This window comes from Rahnella sp. 2050 (assembly GCF_040544515.1).
Taxonomy (GTDB): Bacteria; Pseudomonadota; Gammaproteobacteria; order Enterobacterales; family Enterobacteriaceae; genus Rahnella; species Rahnella aceris.
The window spans coordinates 1,143,352-1,166,777 of the sequence record NZ_JBEPKE010000001.1; the positions used below are offsets into that span (position 1 = coordinate 1,143,352).

Here is a 23,426-nt window from a genome sequence, read left to right on the forward strand (position 1 = left end):
TCCTGTCACGAAATACTTTCCTCAAAATGCTTTTATTAAGCCATCACCGGTTACAGGCACACAGAGGAAAGAATATGGATAATAAGATTCCTAAGGCTCGCTGGCTTCGAGTAATAACGCCAATCCTTATCGCTTGCATTATTTCCTTCATGGACAGGGTCAATATTAGTTTCGCCATGCCCGGCGGGATGGACGCGGAGTTAGGGATTACCGCTTCAATGGCCGGTCTGGCCGCCGGTATCTTCTTTATCGGCTATTTATTCCTGCAGGTGCCGGGCGGCAGCCTGGCGGTACACGGCAGCGGACGGAAATTCATTGCCTGCTCATTGATTGCCTGGGCGGTGATCTCCATCCTGACCGGCTTTATCACCAATCAGTATCAGCTGTTGTTCCTGCGCTTTGCGCTGGGTGTGGCAGAAGGCGGGATGCTGCCGGTGGTGCTGACGATGGTCAGCAACTGGTTCCCTGATAAAGAACGTGGCCGCGCCAATGCTTACGTGCTGATGTTCGCGCCGCTCGGCGGGATGATCACCGCGCCGTTGTCCGGTTTGATTCTTGATACGCTCGACTGGCGCTGGTTGTTCATCATCGAAGGGGCATTATCTTTCGTGGTGATGCTTTTCTGGTGGTTCACCATCAGCGACCGTCCGGAAGAAGCGAAATGGCTGTCAGAGCGTGAACGCGACTATCTGGTGACGGAACTGAACCGCGAACGCGAAGCCCTGAAAGCCCTGGCGCCGGTAAACAATGCGCCGCTGAAAGAGGTGTTCCGTAACAAGTCTATCGTCAAACTGATCATCATTAACTTCTTCTATCAGACCGGGATTTACGGCTATACCTTGTGGCTGCCGACCATCCTGAAAAACCTGACCGGCGGTGACATGAGTTCGGTGGGTATGCTGGCGATTATCCCTTACGTCGGCACCATGCTGGGGATCCTGGCGATGTCGGTGCTGTCGGATAAAACCGGTAAGCGTCGTATGTTTATCGCCCTGCCGCTGTGTGGTTTCGCAGCTTGTCTGGCGGCCTCTGTCGCATTTGGCCATAACATCATGGCGGCCTACGGTTTCCTGGTCGGTGCCGGTTTCTTCCTGCAAGCCGCCACCAGCGCCTTCTGGACCATTCCGGGTAAAGTCACCACGCCGGAAGTGGCAGGCAGCGCACGGGGTGTGATCAACGGTCTGGGGAATCTGGGCGGTTTCTGCGGTCCGTATCTGGTCGGCGTGCTGGTCAGTCTCTACGGCCAGAGCACCGCGATTTATGCCCTGGTGGCCTCATTACTGATTGCCGCGGCAGTCACCACGTTGCTGCCAAAAGAGTGCGATATGGCGCTGGTACCGGGGGCGAAGGCCAAAGCCATGGCCGACGAATATGCCCGTGCCAAAGCGGCGCGCCGGGTTCAGGGAGTGAAAGCAGAGGTGATTTAATGCTTAAGCTCTTTCCCCTCTTACGAGGGGAAAGAGCAGTCTGAGTTATGCCGTTTCCGCAGACACTTTCACCGGACGGCTGGCGTAGAGATACAAAAGCGTCGCCGCCAGTATGCAAAACGCCATTGAACCGACCATCGGCCAGGCGCTTTTCGCCGTAAACAGTGACAGCACAGAACCAATCGCCGCACCGGTTCCGAAACGAATCGTCCCCGCCAGTGAAGCGGCTGTACCGGCCATGTGCGGGAAGTCATCCATAATGACGGCCATGGCGTTAGACGTCACCATCGCAATCACACCGACATACCCCGCCACACCGATCACCATCGCCCAGAATGGCAATCCGAAGGTACACACAATCACCAGCCACATCCCCATCGTCAGTTGCACAAACAACCCGAAGCGGAACATTTTCACCGCGCCCGTACGGCGCACATTACGGCTGTTGATGAGTGTCAGAATGACCAGTGCGACGATGTTCAGCGCAAAGTAAAAGCCGAAGTTCTGCGGCGAAACGCCATTAAGTTCGATGTAAACAAACGGACCGGCGCTGAGGAAAGAGAACATCCCGGCAAATGAGAAACCACTCGCCAGCATATAACTGAGCACACGTTTGTGACGGAACAGGGACGCAAAGTTACCGACGCTGGTACGCAGATGAAATTTCTGCCGTCGTTCCTTGGGCAGTGTCTCTTTGATATAGACGCCCACCAGCGTCGCGGCAATCAGCGCGGCGATGGCCATTGCCCAGAAAATCGCGTGCCAGCTGAATATGGCCATCAGCAAACCACCGAGCATCGGTGCCAGCAGCGGCGCAACCGTCATCACCAGCACCACGAAAGACATCATTCGCGAGAATTCATCTTTGGTGAACATATCGCGCATCAGCGCATTGATGACCACACTTGCGGCAGCGGCTGCCAGACCGTGCAGGAAACGCATCCAGACCAGTTGCTCGACCGACTGCGCCAGCGCACAGGCACCGGCCGCGACGGCAAAGATCATCACGCCCCAGAAGATAACCGGCTTACGCCCGAGGCTGTCCGCCATCGGTCCGTAAAACAGCTGCCCTATTGCAAAACCCAGCACGTAAGCGCTGAGCGTCATTTGCACGCTGCCCGCCGGAACGCCATATTCCTGTGCGATCACGGGCATACTTGGCAGATACATATCGATGGCCAGAGGCATCAGCATCGATATCAATCCCAGGATGAAAATCAGTCCGACGTGGGAGACCGGTTTTTCTTGCACTTTCAGCTGCTCCAGTTATCGAAAAAACTATCGCGAAGGAACGCCAACGCTGGCCACTTCCTGCTCAGTTAACGGACGGTACTGACCCGGTTCTAAATCTTCATCCATCACAATCTCGCCGATACGTTCACGGTGCAACGCAACCACACGGTTACCGACGGCGGCAAACATGCGTTTTACCTGATGGTAACGGCCTTCGCTGAGGGTGAGACGCACCAGACAGTCTTCGATTTTTTCGAGCTGTGCTGGTTTGGTCAGGGAATCTTCGTTATGCAACTGCACACCGGCCTCAAACTGCGCGGCGGTGTCATCAGCCAGCGGATGTTCGAGCGTCACCAGATAGGTTTTTTCGCAGTGGTGGCGCGGCGAGGTGATGCGGTGTGACCACTGACCGTCGTCGGTCATCAGCACCAGACCGGTGGTGTCGATATCCAGACGCCCCGCGGCATGCAGTTTGTAGGCAACGGGTTCTTCGAGGAAATACAGCACGGTCGGGTGATCCGGATCATCGGTAGAACACACGTATCCCTGCGGTTTGTTGAGCATGAAATAACGCGGGCCGGTGATTTGATCCAGCACATTGCCATCAAACTCGACGCGTTGTTCAGGGCTGATTTTCATTGAGCCGGTTTTGACGATTTCACCGTCTACGGTGACACGTTTGTTACGCAGTTCGCGCAAAACCAGCGCGCGGCTTACGCCTAATTGCTGAGAGAGAAACTTGTCCAGACGCATTGGATCGACTTGCCTTCATGGCGATCTGAGTGATCGCGTTACTGATAAAACACAAGACCCCGCCGTCGCAATACAGCAACTGACAGGGTTCAGGGTTGTTCGGTTCGTAATAATTGCAAAGAGTTATTATTACTTCGGGGGGGCAGAAATACTGCCGCATTGAGCGCATTAGTATAGCCGTGCATCCTGCAAGGAAGAAGGAAAATAAGCAGGCTAAACATTCACAGCGGGCGATTTCTTTGCTCATCGCCATCAGCCGGATTTCTTGGCATACTGCATTACTGTTTTTATAAACAGGTAAGTTAACTCAATAACGAACAGGTGATCATCGCGTGACTGTTTTTACCCTCCGCCCTTACCAGCAAGATGCCGTGGATGCCACGCTGCGTCATTTTCGCCAGCACGACGAACCGGCTGTGATTGTGCTGCCGACCGGCGCGGGAAAAAGTCTGGTGATTGCCGAACTGGCGCGCGTTGCCCGCGGGCGTGTGCTGGTGCTCGCCCACGTCAAAGAACTGGTGGCGCAAAACCACAGCAAATACCTTTCTTACGGGCTGGAAGCCGATATCTTCGCAGCCGGTCTGAATCTCAAGCAAAGCAGCGGCAAAGTGGTATTTGGCAGCGTGCAGTCCGTCGCGCCTAACCTGTCGGAGTTCAGCGGTGAGTTTTCCCTGCTGATTGTCGATGAATGTCACCGTATCTCCGACGATGACAACAGTCAGTATCAGCAAATCATCGGCCACCTCAAAGCACAAAACCCGCGCCTGCGGCTGCTCGGCCTGACCGCCACGCCCTACCGTTTGGGCAAGGGCTGGATTTATCAGTATCACCATCAGGGCATTGTGCGCGGCGATGCCAACAGCCTGTTCCGCGACTGCATCTATGAACTGCCATTGCGTTACATGATTAAAAACGGCTTTCTGGTACCGCCGGAACGGCTCGATATGCCGGTAGTCAGTTACGATTTCAGCCGCCTGCAGGCCAGCAGTAATGGTCTGTTCAGTGAAGCCGATCTGAATGACGAATTGCGCCAGCAAAAGCGCATCACGCCGCACATCATCAGCCAGATTATTGAGTTCGCACAGGACCGCAAAGGGGTGATGATTTTTGCCTCGACGGTGGAACATGCCGGTGAAATTTTCGGTCTGCTGCCGAAAGGCGAAGCGGCGCTGATCAGCGCACAAACACACGCGGTGGAACGGGACAGGCTGATTACCGCGTTTAAAGCGCAGCAGTTACGCTATCTGGTGAATGTATCGGTGCTGACCACCGGCTTTGACGCACCGCATGTGGATCTTATCGCCATCCTGCGCCCGACCGAATCCGTCAGTCTGTATCAGCAAATTGTCGGACGCGGGCTGCGGCTCGCACCGGGCAAAACGAATTGCCTGATCCTCGATTACGCCGGAAACCCGCATGACCTGTTTACGCCGGAAGTCGGCAGCCATAAACCGGCGGGCGATAACAAACCGGTGCAGGTGTTCTGCCCGGCCTGCGGTTTCGCCAATATTTTCTGGGGAAAAACCACCGAAGACGGCACAGTCATCGAGCATTTTGGCCGTCGCTGTCAGGGCGTGCTGGAAGACGATGAAGGCAACCGCGAGCAATGTGATTTCCGCTTTCGCTTTAAAAGCTGTCCGCACTGTGGCGCCGAGAACGATATCGCCGCACGGCGTTGTCATCAGTGTCAGGAAATTCTGGTCGATCCCGATGATATGCTGAAAGCCGCGCTGCGCCTGAAAGATGCGCTGGTGCTGCGCTGTGGTGGTATGAATCTGCAAAACGGGCGCGACGACAAAGGCGAATGGCTGAAGATTACTTATTACGATGAAGACGGTGCTGACGTTTCCGAGCGCTTTCGCCTGACGACGCCTGCCCAGCGCATGGCGTTTCTGCATAACTTCCTGCGTCCGCACCAGCGCGCGCCGGGCGTACCGCTGGAATGGAATACCGCCGCGGATATCGTCGCGCAGCAGATTTTATTGCGTCATCCGGATTTTGTGGTGGCGCGCATGAAAGGCCAGTTCTGGCAGGTGCGGGAAAAAATGTTTGATTATGAAGGCCGCTACCGGCGCGCTAACGAACTGCGCGGGTAACAGGGATGACCAAATCGGTAATTATTCATTGTTGCTGCGCGCCGACTCCGGTATCATACCGCCCGCTTTCGCCTTGTGTGAAAGCCGCAGTACTCAACTCGTCACTCGGTCGCAGGTGGCGGGGCACATTTTAGAAGTAGTTCTAATCGAGAAACATACAATGATCACTATCAATGTAGAAGTACGTCCACAGGACGAGCAGGGCAAAGGTGCGAGCCGCCGCCTGCGTACAGCAAACAAATTCCCAGCTATCGTTTACGGTGGCTCAGCTGCTCCGGTTTCTATCAAACTGGACCACGATTCTGTCAAGAATCTGGAAGTTAAAGCGGAGTTCTACTCTGAAGCAATTACTCTGGTTATCGACGGTAAAGAAACCAAAGTTAAAGTTCAGGCTGTACAGCGTCACCCGTTCAAGCCAAAACTGGCTCACATCGACTTCGTTCGCGTTTAATCGCTGACTGAGTTGTTGCGCATCGGGACGCCGTGCGAGAACAAATAAAAAACGCCGCTTATGCGGCGTTTTTTATTGGGCGCTATTCTGATTTGCTCCTCCCCCTGCGAAGGGGGAGGTTGGGTGGGGGTTTTAAGGGCTAATACCCTTTTCTAAAGCACACTTCAACATCTTGATTTTGCTTTAATACCCCACCCCAACCCTCCCCTTCGCAGGGGAGGGTGCGATTATTTATTGCCCGCTTTGCGCTGCAATTGATCCCGCAGATTCGGCGGTGTGCCTTTAATGGTCAGCGTATCGGTCGCCGGATCCCAGAAAATGCGTTCGCCCATCAGCATGGCATCAAAATTGATGCTCAGACCGCCGCCGCTGCCAGCGAATTTGGTCAGCTGACGCAAGGTGCTGCGGTCGGCCGGGAAGGTTTCTTCCAGCTGATAGCCCTGCTCCTGGGTAAATTCTTTAAATTTCTTGTCATTCCACGGCGGCAGTTCTTCGGACAGATCATCCAGCGCGATCTCCTCGCCCGCCTGCAGTTGCTCGTTGCAGTAGGTATAAACCTGCTGACGGTAATTCTGACGCTCGTTTTTATCGAGCTGCGCTTCGGTACAGAAATCATCAACCGCCTGCAGCAGGCCACGGTTCTGCGCCTTGGTATCCAGACCTTCGGATGCGCCGAGGAAATCCATAAAGAAGTCAGAGACTTTGCGCCCTACCCGGCCTTTCAGGAAGGTGAGGTAACGGGTCGATTCCGGATTGGTTTCCCATTCCGTCAGATCAATACGCGCCACAATATCCGCATGATTGATGTCGAGATAATGAATGCTGCTGACATCCAGCTGTTCATTGACGCGCATACTGCTGCGGCTGTTCAGCACGGCAACCAGTAAATATTCGACTGCCAGGAAGCGGTAATGACAGAAAAGCACCACGCCGCCTTCGGCAAACGGGTATTTCGCCAGTTCGTCACGCAGACGGCCAGTGGCAGCGCGGCTGAATGACAGGAAATCGTCGTCCCCTTTGCGGCAACTGCGTAATGCGACTGCCAGCTCGCTGTCTTCATTGAACAGACCGTACGCTTTGCTTTTTGCACTGTAGACGCGGTGCAGTTCTGCCATCATTTCATCAACGGCAGCATTGGGCGTCAGAAGCGTATCACGCAGCACAACATCCAGCGTTTGCTCATCACGTTTGTTCAACTGGTGCAGAGCGATCTGCTCGAGATCCAGACTCATGGGGATTTTCTCCTGTAAGAATTGCAGCCGTGTAAGAAGGGTTTGTCTGCGGGGCGTATTCAAACACCGAAGCGTCAAAGCCGCAACCGCTCATGCCTTAGAAATAAGAGTTTGATGCGAGAAAAAACCCAAAATAATTCGTGTTGCAGGAAGGCGGCAAACGAAGAAATCCCGATGAGCTTACGCCGGTAAGTGATTCGGGTGACTGAGTGCAGTCAACGCATCTGCAACCCGAAGTGTGAAGGGGTTATAAAAATGCGGAAAACAGAGGCGTGATACGCTAAGATATTGGACTTTGTCGGATCAAGAAGCACAATACTCTATGGCACAATCATCCCGTTACAGTGACGAACACGTTGAACAGCTCCTTTCCGAGCTGGCGACAGTTCTGGAAAAACACCGCGCCCCGACAGACCTGGCTCTGATGGTTCTGGGCAATATGGTGACAAACCTTATTAATACCAGCGTCGCTCCTGCACAGCGCAAAGCCTTGTCGCAGTCCTTTGCGAAAGCGTTGCAAGCGTCGATAAGAGAAGATAAAGCCCATTAATTCACAACTTGCCCAAACCCTCTCATGGTGACAAATCGTCAGCGCTATCGCGAAAAAGTATCCCAGATGATCAGCTGGGGCCACTGGTTCGCCCTGTTTAATATCCTGCTCATTCTTGGGATCGGCAGCCGCTACCTGTTTGTTTCTGACTGGCCTTCTTCATTGCAGGGGCGTATTTACGCGCTGGTCAGCTGGCTTGGGCATTTCAGTTTTATCGGTTTCTCGGCATATTTACTGATCATCTTCCCGCTCACCTTCGTGGTGATGTCACAACGCCTGCTGCGGTTCTTATCCGCTATTCTGGCTACTGCCGGGCTGACCCTGCTCCTGGTCGATACCGAAGTCTTTACCCGTTTCCACCTGCATATTAATCCGGTTGTGTGGGAACTGGTGGTCAATCCCGTTCAGGGCGAGATGGCCCGCGACTGGCAGCTGATGTTTATTGCTGTGCCGGTGATATTCCTGCTCGAAATGCTGTTTGGTACCTGGGCGTGGCAAAAGCTGCGCAGCCTGAACCGCCGTAATTTCGCCAAACCGATTGTCGTGCTGTTCATTGCCAGTTTCTTTGCTTCGCATCTGATGTATATCTGGGCGGATGCCAACTTCTATCGCCCGATCACTATGCAGCGCGCGAATCTTCCGCTGTCGTATCCGATGACGGCACGCAAATTCCTTGAAAAACACGGCTTGCTGAATGCCGGTGAATACCAGAAACGGCTGATCGAACAAGGCAACCCTGAAGCGCTGGCAGTGGAATATCCGCTGAATACCCTCAGCTTCGCGAAAACCGGGTCGAAGTATAATTTGCTGATGGTGGTACTCGACGGTGTCCATACCGCCACGCTGGATAAAGACATGCCAGCACTGAGTGATTTTGCCAAACATAACATTCGTTTTGATCAGCATTTCAGTTCCGGAAACCGTAATGACACCGGGCAGTTCGGCCTGTTCTACGGGATTTCGCCAAGCTATATGCAGGGGATTCTGGCGGCGCGTAAACCTTCTGCGCTGGTGACATCGCTGGAGCAACAAGGTTACGAATTTGGTTTATTTGCCTCAGACGGTTTTAACAGCCCGCTGTATCGCCAGGCATTACTGACCGATTTCACCTTGCCGCCGCCAGTCAAACAGACTGACCAGCAAACCGTTTATCAATGGCAACAATGGCTGAATGGCCTTGGCAACGGACCGTGGTTCTCCTACGTGAACCTGAACGGCATCAGCAGTGCATTGCGTCAGGACGGGGCCAGTGTGCCAACCGGTAACACCTTTATTCGTCGCTATCAGAACGGTGCACTGGGCGTGGATGATCAAATCAAGGCCATCCTGCAATCGTTAAAAGACCGCGGAGAGCTGGATAAAACCGTGGTGGTCATTACCGCCTCACACGGTATTGAATTCAACGAGAATGGCACCTGGGGGTCAGGTAACTCGATGAACCGCCGCCAGTTGCAGGTTCCGCTGATCATTCACTGGCCGGGCACACCGGCGCAGAATATCGATAAGCTGACGGATCATGCCGATGTGATGACCACGCTGATGCAGCGCCTGTTGCACGTCACTACGGCCCCGGCGGATTACTCGCAGGGCGAAGATTTGTTCGCTGCGAAGCGTCGTCATAACTGGGTCACGACCAGCGACGACGGTACGCTGGTGATCACCACCCCGGACCAGACGCTGGAACTGGAAAATAACGGGGATTACCGCGCTTTTGACATTAACGGCAAGCGGATTAAAGATCAGAAACCCGAGCTTGGCTTGCTGCTTCAGGTGCTGACAGATGAAAAACGCTTCCTGGCAAACTGACATTCGCCGTTAGCGCAAAAATGAAAGCCAACCCTGACCGGTTGGCTTTTTTATTGGGCCACGCCCATTTTCCCCTATCAAATTATTTGACCTTCTTCTTGAAAATAATGTCGTTTATAGCGCAGCTTGAAACCGTTACGGTGGACCCTATATTCTGATAACTTTCTAAAAAATGAGCGGAGTGCAACCATCGTGGCGGGACTGGTCAACGGAAAATGGGTAAGCGGCGACGTCGCGAAAGAAGAAATAAAAAACGGGGCATTTCATCGTGAGGAAACTGCCTTTCGCCAGACACATCTTGAGCCGGAAGCCGGACGGTATCAGCTTTTCGTCTCTTATTTGTGTCCGTGGGCCTCGCGCACGTTAATTTTCCGCCATCTGAAAGGGCTGGAAAAATTCATTCAGGTATCCGTTGCTCAGCCAGTGATTGGTGAAAATGGCTGGACGTTCGACACGCCGCAGGATGCAGGCGAAAAGATTGAGCAGGTGCGTTACATCCATCAGCTCTATACCGCCAGCGATGCACACTATACCGGCAAAGTATCCGTGCCCGTACTGTGGGACCGTCGCGAAGGACGTATCATCAATAATGAATCGGCTGACATTATCCGCATTCTTAACCATACGTTTGATGCACTGACCGGAAATCGGGATAACTTTTATCCTGCTGCCCTGCGCGAAGACATCGACCGCTGGAATGAAGTGATTTATCACGACGTCAACAACGGTGTGTACAAGACAGGCTTTGCGAAGACTCAGGCAAGCTATAACGACGCCGTGACCCAACTGTTCGGCACGCTCGATACCCTTGAGGCGCATTTAAACACCCACCGGTACATGGCCGGTGAATATATTACCGAAGCCGACTGGCGTCTGTTCGTCACTCTGGTGCGTTTCGACAGCGCGTATCACGGTGCCTTCAAATGTAATATTCGCCGTATTGAAGACTATCGAAATCTTTCAAATTATTTGCGTGAACTCTATCAGTGGCCGGGGGTCAGCGACACGGTAAACCTGGCGCATATCAAACAAGGTTACTACGGTATTTTATGGCTGAATCCGACAGGTATCGTTCCGGTAGGTCCGCAGCTTGATCTGCGCCGCCCTCACGATCGTCAGCGTCTCATCGGGCGCGGCGTTATGCAGAGAACAGACTAAAAATCACTTGGACCCGCACAAATAAGACTGTATATTTCAACAGTTATTTCTCCCTGTCTTTTATGAGGAAAGTTATGCGGGTCGAACTGATTTTTGACAAACGGAATGTCTCCGGCATCCCCAATGCCAGTGAAAAGATTGAAGCGGAACTGGTTAAACGGGTACACCGTCTGTTTCCTGACGCGGAAGTAAAAGTAAAACCGATGCAGGCTAACGGGCTGAATACCCACGGTGCCAGCAAGCAGGAACGTTCGCAGTTAAACCAAATGTTAGAGGAAATGTTCGAAGAAGCCGATGAGTGGCTCGCTGTGGAGTAAAAATCCACCTTGCCGTTGCACTTACTTACAAAGAGCAATTGAAATAAACAATCCATCGCTATGGCTTAATATAAGATGTGCGGGTTATACGAAATTCATTATCAATCAGAGCGATGAGTTGCACAGAATGAGGTACAGACCTGGGTGATTTCATCCGGTACATTGTTCCCGCACCTTCGCTTTTCGCTTCACACGCGCCAATGACTTTGCGAAACCGCCATGCCACCGAGCCTAAAAAAATCCAGCGCCCAACCTAATTTCTACACCAAGCGCTTTGCGCTGATTTGTCTCGGTATTGTCTGTTGTCTGGCGCTTCTGCTCGGCCGGGTGGGCTACCTGCAATTGCTCAACCAGCCAATGCTGGAAAAAGAAGCCGACTCCCGCTCGTTGCGTTCCACTGTCATCCCTGCCGGGCGCGGCACTATTGTTGATCGTAACGGCCATCCGCTGGCGCTGAGCGTCGCCTCAAAAGACATTATCGCCGATCCGTTCCGTGTGCTGGAATTGCACAGCGACCTGAACAGTCCGAAGTGGCAATATCTGGCTTCCGCGCTGAATATGCCACTTTCGCAGCTCCAGCAAACCATCACCAGTGATCCTCAACGCCGCTTCGTCTATCTCGGCCGCAAAATAGAAGAAGGCATCGCCGCAGATATCAGCCAGCTGCACCTCGGCGGCATCAGCAGTCAGCTCGATGACAGCCGTTATTACCCGATGAGTGAAGCCGCAGCAAATCTGGTCGGCGTCGTCGGGACAGATAATGAAGGCCTGACTGGCGTTGAAAAAGGCTTTAATGCTCTGCTGCAGGGCAAACCGGGCATGCGCGAATACCGTCAGGATCGCCATGGCAATGTGATCGGCATCCTGAAAGAAGTCGCGCCACAACAGCCGCCCACCATCAACCTGAGTATCGACAGTTTTATGCAGTACGTTTTGTACTCGCGGCTGCGCGATGGCGTTACGCTTAACCAGGCTGAATCCGGTGCTGCTGTTCTGGTGGATGTGAATACCGGTGAGATTTTAGGGATGGCGTCCTATCCGTCCTATAATCCCAATAACTATGCCGGTGTTCAGGCAAAAGACATGCGAAATGTGGCGATCAGCGACAGTTTCGAACCGGGTTCGACGGTCAAACCGCTGGTGGTGATGGCGGGTCTGAACCGCCATATGATCCGTCCGGATTCCGTTCTCGATACCCATCCGTATACCGTTAACGGCCACCTGATCCGCGACGTTGGTCATTGGCCAGCGCTGACCATCACCGGTATCTTGCAAAAATCCAGTGACATTGCGGTGTCGCACATTGCGCTGGCGATGCCTGCCAGTGTACTGGTTCAGCTTTATCAGTCCTTTGGTTTGGGCAAACCGACAGATCTGGGTATCGGTGGCGAAAGCAGTGGTTATTTCCCGCTCCACCGTGACCGCTGGGCTGATATCGAGCGCGCTACCTTCTCCTTTGGCTACGGCCTGCGCGTCACGCCACTGCAAATCGCCCGTGAATACGCCACGATTGGTGCCGAAGGTATTTACCGCCCGCTGTCGATAACCAAAGTCACGCCGCCGGTGCTTGGTACCCGTGTGATGTCGGCTGACGTGGTCAGAACCGTGATTCATATGATGGAAAGTGACGCCCTGCCCGGCGGCTCCGGCCTCAGCGCTGCGGTGCCGGGATACCGTCTGGCGATTAAAACCGGTACGGCGGAAAAAATGGGAGCCAGTGGCAAATACGACGGCGGTTACATCAACTACACCGCCGGTGTTGCGCCTGCCAGTAATCCGCGTGTTGCACTGGTGGTGATGGTCAATAATCCGCAAGCGGGCAAGCACTTCGGTGGTTCGGTTGCAGGCCCGATTTTCGGGCAGATTATGGGCGAAATCCTTAACCATATGAACATTGCGCCGGATGCGCTGGTGCCGGAAACGCCACCAACGACGGTGATTAATGGCGGGCAGAAAACCGATCTGGTACGTCGCCCGGCCACAGACGGTTAATCAAACGCGAGCAAAAAGATGAAAAATTTCTGACAGACTGGATCTCGCAGAAATAAGCGGTTAACGTTCGCAGTGTTTGTGGCTAAAGAAATTGCTGGCTGACTCACTGTGGAGGAAGAGCGCAGGCTCTGTAAAAAAAGAATGAAACGGCTTCTTATCGTATTTTTGATCTTTGTTGCGGTTTGTCTGGGTGTGATTGCACTGAATATGCAGGGCAGCAGCCCCTGGTAACTGAGTTCCGTTCCCTGAAAAGGGATAAAGGGAGACATCATTTTGCCAACCGGTAAGAACTTTGTGGTTTTGATTGTTCTTATTCTCGTCGGGATAGTCGTGGTGGACGATGGCATCGCCCGTTTGATCCACTGGATCCTGTTACGTTAAAACATGGCCCGCGCGGCTGTCATTACAGTCCTGCCCACCGGGCCATTATTGTCTGCCCCCCCCTGAACATCTCTGAGCAACAGCTGCCACGCCAACCTGGCGAACTCGTGTATAATAGCGATATTCAACCTTAATACAGACTGGTTATGGCTCAAGACATTCATATCGCTATCGTCTGCGCACTCAGCAAATGGATTGAAGGCCATCTTGGTCGTGTGATCCATCTTGAAGAACTGGCTGAGTATTCAGGCTATTCGCTCTGGCACATGCAAAAACTGTTCAAAGAATCGACAGGCATTTCTCTGGGGAAGTACATCAGGGAACGCCGTCTGGCGAGTGCTGTTTATCAGCTGAGCAGCAGTGAAACCCCGATTTTTGACATTGCTATGGATTTCGGTTTTGGTTCGCAATCGCATTTCACCTACATGTTCCGCAAGCGTTTCAACATAACGCCACATGAATTCCGCCAGAACCCTGACATCAAACTTGATGTCTCTCCCCCGCTGCATCTCATCCATCAGAAATCTGCCTGAAGCTGTCAGAAACTCACAAAAAACGCGGCCATCAGAGGCCGCGTTCTTTTACTGCTTATTCTTTACTGCTAAGCGCTATTCTGTGTCTGAGAAAGGCACGCTTAGAACTGATACACCAGACCTACCGCCGTCACGTCATCGGTATTGATGCCAGCGTTGTCGGTGAAGGTGCTGCTGTCGATCAGGTTAATTTTATAGTCAACGTAGGCTGACATGTTTTTGTTGAAGTAGTAAGTCGCACCGAGGTCAACAAATTTAACCAGATCCTGATCCTGGTAGTTATTACCCAGACGGTCTGAACCTAAATCTTTACCGCGGGTTTGGTTATAAGCTACGAACGGACGCAAACCGAAATCGAACTGATAACTTGCATAGGCTTCAAATGCCTGGGATTCGTTAGCATAACCGTAAGCTTCTGAATCGGTGGAACCGAAGCGGGAAGCGTTGTAAGCCTGGGTAAACATCGCAGCCAGATAGACGTTATTCGCGTCATATTTCAGACCACCGGTGTAACCTTCGGCTTTTTTACCGTCGCCCATGATACCCGGTGCAGAGTTCTGCTCGTCAGTACGGTCAGAGTTGAAGAAGGCACCCGCTACGCTGACGCCCGCGCCAATATCGTAGCTCAGCGACATACCGTAACCGTCGCCGTTCTGTGTCAGCACATCACGGGTACCTGGTTCGCCGCCGCCGCTGTCGTTTTTACCCTGATATTGCAGGGCAAAGTGCAGGCCATCGACCAGACCAAAGAAATTGTCGTTGCGGTAAGTTGCCACGCCGTTGGTACGCTGATAAAGGAACTGGTCAGCACCATAAGTGGAACCATCGAACTCAGGCTGCATGTCGGTCCAGGCGGCAACGTCATACATCACGCCGTTGTTACGACCGTAGTCGAATGAACCCATGTCGCCAAATTTCAGACCTGCAAAACCATAACGGGTAAATGCGCGGTCACCGTCATCAGAGCTTTCAGCCTGATTAGCCTGAACCTGATATTCCCATTGGCCGTAACCCGTCAGTTGATCAGTAATCTGGGTTTCGCCTTTGAAACCAAGGCGGATGTAGCTCTGATCGCCATCAGAACCTTTGTCGTTAGAGAAGTAGTGCAAGCCATCCACTAAACCGTACAGGTCCAGTTTATTACCATCTTTATTATAAACTTCTGCCGCACTTGCTGATCCCGCCACCACTAAAGCAGGGATCATGAGTGAAAGAACACGGATTTTCATTTTTTTGTCCTCGATAGGTGTCGGACCGTGCCACTAAATGTAAAGTACAGTTTTTTTTACCGCTTTAAATCTGCATAACGTTTTTTGTATCTGTATAAATGTTGGCCCGACATGGCAGTTCCATTCTCATGATATAGATTCTTTTAATCCAGAAAGAAAATGATACGAAATTAGTGAAGACATTACGTATATATTAGAATATGTAACAATATATTAATTTTGCGTAAATTTACGTCTGTTTATTTTTGTTAAAATAAAGCACGCAAAGCTAATTTAATAAAAAAATGATATATATCAATTAATTAATTAAACCCGTTACCGCACTAAGTGATAAATCATACATTCAGCAATAATATATACTCTCTCTCGCTATCATCATTATTTGTTATTCAATTACCCTCATTCCCCGTTTTGTGGAAACAACAGCCGGCCCTTTGTGGCCGGTTTTTTTTGATTTACAAAGATATAATATCACTCTGTGATATTCATCATTGATTATATCGCGCCCGTTGACTGTATTTCTCCATAATTACTTCACATTATCTCCATCTTTTGAATTTCGATTTTCTTAATATTCGATATCTAATCCATTAAATTAATAAGGTATTTTCGGAAAATTATTAATCGATATTGTGGAGAGGCTTTGTTGGTCAGCGACACTTCAGATCCGTTACTATAGCCAAAGTCAGACCAATCCCGCTGATCACCGCCGGGAAGACCGATAAACTGCGGTGCCACGCAACAGCTTCTTTATTCAACCGTTCAGGGAACCTCATGCCACAACAGGATCAGCTAGACAACATATCCAAAGCCAGAATGCTTCTGGCAACCCGCCGTTTTCTAAAACTCGACGAGTGGCTGTTGTCACTGATGCGTGGCTGGCAGAATCAGGGCGAAGGCCAAAGCGATTACGGCCTGCTGATGCATCCGGCCACTCTGTTTACCGGTACGGAATCGCCTGCACTTAATCCGCTGGAAGTTCTCAGTGACTGGGCGCAGCAATGCCCGCAGAGCTACCACGCTCACGTATTGCTGGGCATGGTCTGGCATGAAAATGCCTGGTTGATCCGCCAGTCTCAGGGCGAAAATGAAATTGAAGATCACCAGTGGCTCGGTGCCCAGTTGTGTTGCGATTACGCCGTGCTGGCGTTTTTACGCGCCATCGAATTACACCCGCGCCCGACTCATGCGTTCCGCCATCTGATGAATCTCAGCGGGGGTTTCGGTGAGCCTTACTGGCTGAAATCTCTTTTCGCTGGCGAAATCCCCAAGCCCCTGCATGAGAAGTTTTCGATTCAGGACAGTGAAATCTGGCAAGCCGGGGTGGCGCATATCCACGCCCTCGGGTTCGAACCTGCCACACACTGGCCGCAAATGTTACCTGCCGCGTTACAGCAAACCCGAAAAACCGGTGAAGAAGCGCTGGATTACTGGCTGCGCATGGCGATGTCCGTGCGTCACGCCGACGTCGGCACGATGGAATCCTACCTGTTATTCCATTCCGCGTTCTGGGGCGGCAGCGACGAGCAACAGATGCTGATTATCGACAGCCCGCTGTGTGCGGAATTCAGCGATGAAGAACGTAACCAGTTTCGTGCGAACGCGCTGTGCGATGCGCTATCCGGCGATATTGCAGAACGGGAATCACCGCGGGCGCAGGAACTCCAGCAGCGTTTGGCGACTTTACTGGCTCAGCCCCTCACGCCTGAAACCCGCGTCCGCCTGCTGGATCTCGCCGGGATTTGTACCGCTTACTGGCAGGATGATGATCAGGCCGGCCTGACCGTTTATGACGCATTGTTCGCCGTTTCACCGCAGGCGATGCCGGGCCATTCTGCCCGCATGTTTATTTCCCGCGCCGTGCTGGCAAACGGTCATGAAGAAGGTTTGCCGGTACTCACTCAGTTACTGACCCGCGGCCTGAGCCAGGCCAATGATCCGGTGCTGGTCGCGTTTGCCGCGACGGCGCTGCAATTCGGATTGTACGGACTGCCAGCCCGGCCAGAGTTAAGTGAAGGGCTGATGGAACACGCATGGTCGCTTATCCAGCAATCGGGGGATGAACAACCGGTCAGCGATCTGGTCACGCTGGCGCATGATATGGCAATCAATGACGACATCGATGCCGCTCATTTTCTGATGACCGGCATGGCGCGCCACGGCAGTGCCATTCACTGCTACGAGCTGTATTTCTTCTACCGCAACGGCTGGCACCATGATGTGCCTGAGCATTATCACAATGACAGTAATGCGATGGATTGTGTGCTCAGCGCCGCCCGCTCTGGCATGGTTCCGGCTATGTTTACCTGCGCTAACGCGCTGCGCGACGGGCTGAGCGGCGAACCGGATTATGAACAGGCGATGCAGTGGTATCAGCGTGCGATAGACGCCGGGCACCTGTCCGCCGCCTACTATCGCGCCAGTTGCGCGCTGGATAATGGCTCAGATGCCGAGAAACGTCAGGCAGCAGAAGTCTGGCTGCCGGAAATTCTGCATAACGCCGCACACCCGGATCGCGCCGAAGCCGCTTATACCCTTGGCATGGCCTGGCTGACCGGTACCGGCGTGAAGAAAAACCGTTATATCGCGGATAAATTTATGGAATTCGTGCTTGAGCTGAACCCGGAATCCGAGGCGGCGAAGCAGGTTCACGATGAACTCAGCGGCTCGCTGCGGGCGAGGATGAATTTGTGGCAGGACAAGCGCAAGACTGAGATTGAAGATCCTATCGCCGGGTTTAGATTGCAGGAGCCGCTGCAATAGCGGCTTGAACCCCTTTTATAAAGGTGCAAATTTTGGGTTTTCACTGGCCGTGAAGGCTTGAGCGGGAATATTTTGGTTTCTCAATAACTGTTATCGCAGAGCCTTTCGCGCCGAAACCGACCAAGAGGGAAAAGTGCTTTTTCCCTCTTGGATCTCCCTTCGCTTTTCAACAAGCGCTATCGCGTGCTGGCTATGTTTCAGTTGCCGCAGAGACAGGCTGGAAATCTTGCCGCTGCGCGGTGCCTTCACTCGGTCTTCGAGCCACAGGTCTCGAAGCCGCTCCGTTCAGCAAGATTTCTGAATCGCCCGCACGATCTTAAATTCAACGACAGAATGTTTTATCTTTCCTCCTCCCCCTGCGAAGGGGGAGGTTGGGAGGGGGTTTTACGGGCTAACACTTAGTCAAAGCTTACTTTAACTCTCTGATTTTTCTTTAATACCCCACCCCAACCCTCCCCTTCGCAGGGGAGGGAGCTTTATGGCTATCACTGCGGCAGCTGAAACATAGTCAGCGAGCAGAGCGCGCAGTTAAAATACCGCCGGAGTCCAGAGGGCGCGCGCTTACGCGTCCTCTGGGCCAGTTTGGGCGGCGAGCCCAAGGTGTTGACTTTAAAGCCTCAGCAGCAGCGCCCTCCTGCTTACCTCTCCCTCAGGGATTCTTTCACCTTATTCAACGGTTTAATCAGATAATCCAGCACGCTTTTCTGACCGGTTTTGATATCCACATTCGCCACCATCCCCGGCACGATCGGGAACTGGCGCCCGGCTTTGTTGGTCAGGAAAGCTTTGTCGGTGCGGACATACACACGGTAATAGTACTGGTCGCGCTTCACTTCATCCTGCAACGTATCCGGTGAGACACCTTCAACTTTACCGTCCAGATCGCCATAGATTGATGAATCGTACGCCGAGATTTTTACCGTGGCAGGCAGTCCGGGGCGGATATAGGCGATGTCGCGCGGGTTAATGCGGGTTTCGATCAGCAGCTGATCTTCAATCGGCACGATTTCCATCAGCTTGCCACCCGGTTGCAGAACACCGCCGACAGTGGAAACCTGAATGTCTTTAACAATGCCGTGAACCGGCGAATACAGCTCAGAGCGCGTCACCTGATCTTCTTTACCGGCCAACACCTGCAATTCAGCGTCCAGATCGGCGTTATTTTTCACCTGCTCCTCACGCGCACGTACCGCGTACTGGTTAGTGGCATCGTCGATTTTTCCGCGCAGTTCGCTGGCCTGACGTTTGAGGCGAATGACTTCGACCTGCCCTGCCGCGCCTTTGGCCACCAGGGGTTGCGTCATGTTGATTTCATCGTTCACCAGTCTGAGCGACTGTTGCAGGTTAGTCACCGTTTCATCACGGTTCTGCTTACGTGATAAATATAACTGGCGTTCACGCGCCACCAGTTCCGGTGATTTCATGGTTTCGGGGCTGAATTTCAGCGGTGCGCCGGTCAGTTCAGCGCTCAGACGTTCAGAAGAAGCACGTAATGTCCGCACACGGGAGGCGGCCTCGCCATAGTTTGACTGAGAACGTGTCGGGTCAAGCTGCGCCAGAAGCTGTCCGCGATTCACCACTGATCCTTCCTGCACCATCAGTTTTAAAATTACGCCACCATCGAGCGAGTCAATTTGCTGTGCTTTGCTCGATGGCGTCACTTTGCCGGTACCGACCGTTACTTCGTCCAGCACAGCAAAACGTGCCCAGACAAAAAACACCAGCAAACTGGCCAGCGTGCCCCAGATAATCCACGAGACTTTGCGGCTTTCGGCTTCCAGTTCATCATGCAATGTCAGATGTGCCATGCGGTGTCCTTAGCAGCTCAGGCTGCGCCTTGTTTTTTATCGTCCATGACCGCCGCTGCCGGAGCGGGCGTGGTGCTGGCTACTTTGGCGAGGATCTGATCCCGCGGTCCGTCAGCCACCACGCGCCCGTTATCCATCACGACGATCCTGTCCACCAGCCTGAGCAGCGCCGGACGGTGCGTCACCACAATCAGCGTCCGCCCCACCAGCCAGCCATGTAACTGACGGATGACGTATTCTTCCAGTTGTTCATCCATCGACGCGGTCGGTTCGTCCATCAGCACCACCTGCGGGTTACGCAGGATCATGCGGCTCAGCATCACCATCTGCCGCTGACCGCCGGACAACCCGCGCCCGCCTTCGTTAATGATTTTATCCAGGCTCGACGCGTCGGCCTGCACCATCGACAACGCGCCACTGATACGTAACGCCTGCAGCATTTCCTGGTCAGTCGCGTGCGGATAACCCAGCATCAGGTTCTGACGCAAGGTGCCGAAAAACAGCCGCGAATCCTGCGACAGATAACCGAGCTGGCGGCGGATATCCGCCGGTTCAACTTTAGTCATGTCGACGCCGTCGATGAGAATTTTCCCCTGCGACGGACTGGCCTGCCCCGCCAGCAGTTTGAGCAATGTGGATTTACCCGCACCGACTTTCCCGAGGATTGCCACGCGTTCGCCCGGCTTGATCTCCAGTTGCCCGATACCGAGCACATTCGGCGCATTTTCTTTGTCGTAGGTGTATTGCAGATTACGCACATTGAAATGACCGCTGAGCGTCGGGCAATGTGACAACTGCGCATCCGCTGGCCGGTCAACAGGTTTTTTCAGCAGTTCATCCAGCCCGCGCATGGCGCTTTTCGCATGCTGCCAGCGGGAAAACACCATCGTCAGTTGCATCAGCGGTGCGATGGTGCGCGATGACAACATGCTGCTGGCGACCAGCGTACCGGTGGTGATGTCGCCGCTGAGCACCAGATACACGCCGAAAACCAGCATGCCGCCGTAAGTCAGTTGCTGCACGGTGGAGGCCCAGCCTGTCAGGCGCGCGCCCCACACGCGTTGCTTCATGCCGACCGCCGCGCTCACTTCGTGCGTCTGTTCCCACTGACGCTGGAAATAGGCTTCCGCCTGCAAGGCTTTGATGTCTTCGATGCCTTCGATGGTTTCCACCAGCACGGCGTTGCGCAGTGCGCTTTCGCGCATACCTTCTTTCGCCAGTTTGGCCATCGGCCACTGGATCAGAATGCCGGGAATGACAATCAGCGGGATCGCCAGCAGCGGGATAATCACCAGCGGGCCACCGATGAAAAACATGATGCCAAGGAACAGCAACACGAAAGGCATATCCGCCGCCGCGCTGATGGTGGTCGAGGTCAGCAGTTCGCGCACCTGATCGATTTCACGCAACTGAGAGATAAAGGAACCGGTGGATTTCGGCCGGTCGTCGTTTTTGATATTCATCGCCCGCACGAAAAACAGCGAGGAGACTTTCAGATCGACTTTCTTGCCCATCAGATCCGACACCAGCGTACGCATCAGGCGGATGACATATTCCATCCCCGCCGCCAGCACCACGCCGAAAAACAGCACCCACAAGGTCGGGTAAGATTGCGCCGGAATAACGCGGTCATACACCTGCATTGAGAACAAAATTCCCGCCAGCGCCAGCACGTTACCGAGAATAGAGGCCAGCGAGATTTCCGCGATTTTGCGCCCGGAACCCCGGAAGTTATCCCAGAACCAGTGTTTTTTATGCGGCTGAACGAACGGGTCGATACGCTGATCGCGCCCGCGCGGTGCCACACCAACCAGAAAGACCGGACCGGTGCTTTGCTCAAGCAACACCACCAGTTCAGCCGAACGCACTAAGTTGCCGCCATCGCTCAGCCAGTAGTCCACCATGCCGTCATCGTGCAGATTTTCCAGTACCGCAATGCCACCCTGTTGCAGCGTAATGACGGCAGGTAACACTTCCTGACGCCAGCGCACCTGATTCCAGCTGACCATACCCACCTGAAGCCCCATCAGACCGCTGAGCCGGTCGAGCTGACGCCGCAACGGCTGATGTTCGAACCAGCGCATTTGCTGGCGAAGATAAAGCGGATCTGCTGGTTTACCGAATGTTTCGGCCACGCGCCCCATGGCGCTTATCCAGACGTCGATCGACAAAGGTGTTGTTGCTTCATTACTCATTTCAACCTCGATATCGAATGCTTCTGGTTTATTCCCGTCCTGTCCGCGCCTTACAGCATCGGGATGGTGTCACCTGTTTGTTTGTGTCTGTCGATGCCTAACATATCGACCAGATTGTCCACGGCGGCGGCGTAGCGCACCGTCGCATCCCAGCCGTCATACAGCGCGCCAATGCGCGACGTATCGGCCTGAAAAACGTCCTGCTCAACGCTGAGCAAATCGTTCAGGCTGCGCTTGCTGAGTTTGTATTCATCCTGATAAACGCTGCGGGTATGCGTCGCGCTGCCGAACTGTTCCTCACCCGCCAGTTGCCGCTGCTGACCGCCGATCATATCGGCATAAGCTGCCGACGCTTTCTGGTTGATGTCCAGCTTGGCTTTTTCGACTTCGGCCTGTGCCGCCTGCCGCTGGCCTTCTGCCGCGCGGACTTTGGCGCTGACCGCCCCGCCCTGATACACCGGCGCATCCACCGCCAGCTGTACCTGATCGTCCCAGTAAGAACCGCCACCGCCGCTGTTTTCATAGCGCGTACGTCCTGCCTGCACTTTCAGGGTCGGCCAGTGCTGAGCTTCGGTCTGATTGACTTCTTCAATCGCCGCCTGCTGTTTAGCCTGCGCGGCACGCACCAGCGTGCTGTTTTCGTAAGGGATTTTGTCGAGGGTCACTTTCTGGTCCAGCAGACTTTGCGGCAGATCCGGCAAATTATCGGACACCACGCCGGTCAGCACCGTCAGTTGTGCCTGTGCAGAACGTTGCTGCGCGCGGTATTGCTCAACGGTGGCTCTCATTCCGGCGATACGCGTTTCTGCCTGCAACACGTCAGACTGTGAACTCAGTCCGGCGTCTGCCCGCAGTCTGGCGGTGTCCCTCACACGTTCGAGAGAAGCGATATTGTCGCGCGCCGCCAGGCTCAGCGCCTGATAGCGTTTGACCGAGAGATAGGCCTGCAGGGTACTGAGCGCCACATCAGTCATTGTGCTGTAAAGCGAATAACGATAGGCATCAGACAGGTATTCCTGCTGACTGATGCTGCCGCCGGTACGACCAAAGTCATACAGCAGCTGGCTGAGCTGGACGCCCGCCGATGCGTTATTACTCAGGCTACCTGCCGAGTCAGTCTGATGTGATTTTCCGGCAGTTCCCTGTAAGGAAATCTGCGGATACCAGGCGCTTTTTGCCTCATCAAGGTTGCCTTTGCCGACGCGAATTTGCGCCGCCGCTTCTGAAATTTGCGGATTACGCGCAAATGCCCGCAGGATGGCATCCTGCAACGTCAGGCTGGCACGCATCTCCTCGGTCGGCGCAGCCTGCCAGTTAAATTCCGGCTGTTTAACCGCCGCCGTCACCCCCGTATTCCCTGTTAAACCGGTCAGGCACAAGGTGCCCAACATCACGGTCAGTGACCGCATCACTCTCTTATTTTTCATTACCGACACCACTTAATTACGCCGATTTATATTTTTGGTACTGCTCCCTCCCCTGCAAAGGGGAGGGTTGGGTGG

At 53.5% G+C, this 23,426-nt stretch carries 18 protein-coding genes; 10 read left to right on the forward strand and 8 right to left on the reverse strand.

Annotated features, from left to right (window positions below; translation table 11 throughout):
- Nucleotides 1-74: 74 nt before the first annotated feature.
- Complete coding sequence (locus ABIC79_RS05055) at nucleotides 75-1,427, forward strand: MFS transporter (RefSeq protein ID WP_112151191.1); 1,353 nt, start codon at nucleotides 75-77, stop codon at nucleotides 1,425-1,427.
- A 45-nt stretch (nucleotides 1,428-1,472) separates the two neighbouring features.
- Here ABIC79_RS05055 and ABIC79_RS05060 read toward each other — a convergent pair whose 3' ends face one another.
- Together ABIC79_RS05060 and rsuA are read right to left on the reverse strand one after the other, a co-directional pair.
- Entirely contained in the window at nucleotides 1,473-2,678 is a 1,206-nt protein-coding gene (locus ABIC79_RS05060) for a Bcr/CflA family multidrug efflux MFS transporter (RefSeq protein WP_013574638.1), read from the reverse strand.
- Between the two features lie 27 nt (nucleotides 2,679-2,705).
- Nucleotides 2,706-3,413 carry a 16S rRNA pseudouridine(516) synthase RsuA gene (gene rsuA, locus ABIC79_RS05065; RefSeq protein WP_013574637.1) on the reverse strand — a complete coding sequence of 236 codons (708 nt, stop codon included), beginning with the start codon at nucleotides 3,411-3,413 and terminating at the stop codon, nucleotides 2,706-2,708.
- 332 nt (nucleotides 3,414-3,745) lie between these two features.
- Here rsuA and radD point away from each other — a divergent pair, with 332 nt between their 5' ends.
- Nucleotides 3,746-5,509 (forward strand): DNA repair helicase RadD, encoded by a 1,764-nt coding sequence (gene radD, locus ABIC79_RS05070; RefSeq protein WP_354566601.1) that lies wholly within the window; start codon nucleotides 3,746-3,748, stop codon nucleotides 5,507-5,509.
- Between the two features lie 160 nt (nucleotides 5,510-5,669).
- A complete protein-coding gene (gene rplY / locus ABIC79_RS05075) occupies nucleotides 5,670-5,960 on the forward strand; it encodes a 50S ribosomal protein L25 (RefSeq protein ID WP_013574635.1) in 291 nt (96 codons plus the stop codon).
- Nucleotides 5,961-6,187: 227 nt separating this feature from the next.
- Here the strand turns inward: rplY and yejK are convergent, their stop codons facing one another.
- Nucleotides 6,188-7,192 carry a nucleoid-associated protein YejK gene (gene yejK / locus ABIC79_RS05080; protein ID WP_013574634.1) on the reverse strand — a complete coding sequence of 335 codons (1,005 nt, stop codon included), beginning with the start codon at nucleotides 7,190-7,192 and terminating at the stop codon, nucleotides 6,188-6,190.
- A gap of 322 nt (nucleotides 7,193-7,514) precedes the next feature.
- Here yejK and ABIC79_RS05085 point away from each other — a divergent pair, with 322 nt between their 5' ends.
- The 5 genes from ABIC79_RS05085 (at nucleotide 7,515) to ABIC79_RS05105 (ending at nucleotide 13,015) form a co-directional block, all read left to right on the forward strand.
- The gene (locus tag ABIC79_RS05085; RefSeq protein ID WP_013574633.1) at nucleotides 7,515-7,742 is read left to right on the forward strand and encodes a YejL family protein; all 228 of its coding nucleotides are present in this window, start codon (nucleotides 7,515-7,517) and stop codon (nucleotides 7,740-7,742) included.
- A gap of 24 nt (nucleotides 7,743-7,766) precedes the next feature.
- Nucleotides 7,767-9,548 carry an LPS biosynthesis-modulating metalloenzyme YejM gene (gene yejM / locus ABIC79_RS05090; RefSeq protein ID WP_119261394.1) on the forward strand — a complete coding sequence of 594 codons (1,782 nt, stop codon included), beginning with the start codon at nucleotides 7,767-7,769 and terminating at the stop codon, nucleotides 9,546-9,548.
- A gap of 192 nt (nucleotides 9,549-9,740) precedes the next feature.
- Nucleotides 9,741-10,706, forward strand: coding sequence for a glutathione S-transferase family protein (locus ABIC79_RS05095; protein ID WP_354566602.1), 966 nt, complete (start codon nucleotides 9,741-9,743; stop codon nucleotides 10,704-10,706).
- A 74-nt stretch (nucleotides 10,707-10,780) separates the two neighbouring features.
- On the forward strand, nucleotides 10,781-11,023 hold the full coding sequence (locus ABIC79_RS05100) for a DinI family protein (RefSeq protein ID WP_013574630.1): 243 nt from the start codon (nucleotides 10,781-10,783) through the stop codon (nucleotides 11,021-11,023).
- Nucleotides 11,024-11,242: 219 nt separating this feature from the next.
- Entirely contained in the window at nucleotides 11,243-13,015 is a 1,773-nt protein-coding gene (locus ABIC79_RS05105; RefSeq protein ID WP_013574629.1) for a penicillin-binding transpeptidase domain-containing protein, read from the forward strand.
- Nucleotides 13,016-13,075: 60 nt separating this feature from the next.
- Here the strand turns inward: ABIC79_RS05105 and ABIC79_RS05110 are convergent, their stop codons facing one another.
- Complete coding sequence (locus ABIC79_RS05110) at nucleotides 13,076-13,378, reverse strand: hypothetical protein (RefSeq protein WP_015689534.1); 303 nt, start codon at nucleotides 13,376-13,378, stop codon at nucleotides 13,076-13,078.
- Nucleotides 13,379-13,542: 164 nt separating this feature from the next.
- Between ABIC79_RS05110 and ABIC79_RS05115 the strand changes: the two genes are divergently transcribed.
- Nucleotides 13,543-13,929 (forward strand): helix-turn-helix domain-containing protein, encoded by a 387-nt coding sequence (locus ABIC79_RS05115; protein ID WP_013574628.1) that lies wholly within the window; start codon nucleotides 13,543-13,545, stop codon nucleotides 13,927-13,929.
- Nucleotides 13,930-14,030: 101 nt separating this feature from the next.
- Here the strand turns inward: ABIC79_RS05115 and ompC are convergent, their stop codons facing one another.
- Nucleotides 14,031-15,158, reverse strand: a complete 1,128-nt coding sequence (ompC, locus tag ABIC79_RS05120; RefSeq protein ID WP_013574627.1) for a porin OmpC — start codon at nucleotides 15,156-15,158, stop codon at nucleotides 14,031-14,033.
- Between the two features lie 774 nt (nucleotides 15,159-15,932).
- Here ompC and ABIC79_RS05125 point away from each other — a divergent pair.
- Nucleotides 15,933-17,921, forward strand: a complete 1,989-nt coding sequence (locus tag ABIC79_RS05125) for a DUF4034 domain-containing protein (RefSeq protein ID WP_217216373.1) — start codon at nucleotides 15,933-15,935, stop codon at nucleotides 17,919-17,921.
- 638 nt (nucleotides 17,922-18,559) lie between these two features.
- Here the strand turns inward: ABIC79_RS05125 and ABIC79_RS05130 are convergent.
- From ABIC79_RS05130 to ABIC79_RS05140, 3 genes are read right to left on the reverse strand one after another with little or no spacing between them, the layout of a single operon-like run.
- Complete coding sequence (locus tag ABIC79_RS05130; RefSeq protein ID WP_013574625.1) at nucleotides 18,560-19,729, reverse strand: beta-barrel domain-containing protein; 1,170 nt, start codon at nucleotides 19,727-19,729, stop codon at nucleotides 18,560-18,562.
- A gap of 17 nt (nucleotides 19,730-19,746) precedes the next feature.
- Nucleotides 19,747-21,924 carry a type I secretion system permease/ATPase gene (locus tag ABIC79_RS05135; RefSeq protein WP_013574624.1) on the reverse strand — a complete coding sequence of 726 codons (2,178 nt, stop codon included), beginning with the start codon at nucleotides 21,922-21,924 and terminating at the stop codon, nucleotides 19,747-19,749.
- 50 nt (nucleotides 21,925-21,974) lie between these two features.
- Entirely contained in the window at nucleotides 21,975-23,351 is a 1,377-nt protein-coding gene (locus ABIC79_RS05140) for a TolC family outer membrane protein (protein ID WP_041673044.1), read from the reverse strand.
- Between the last annotated feature and the right edge of the window lie 75 nt (nucleotides 23,352-23,426).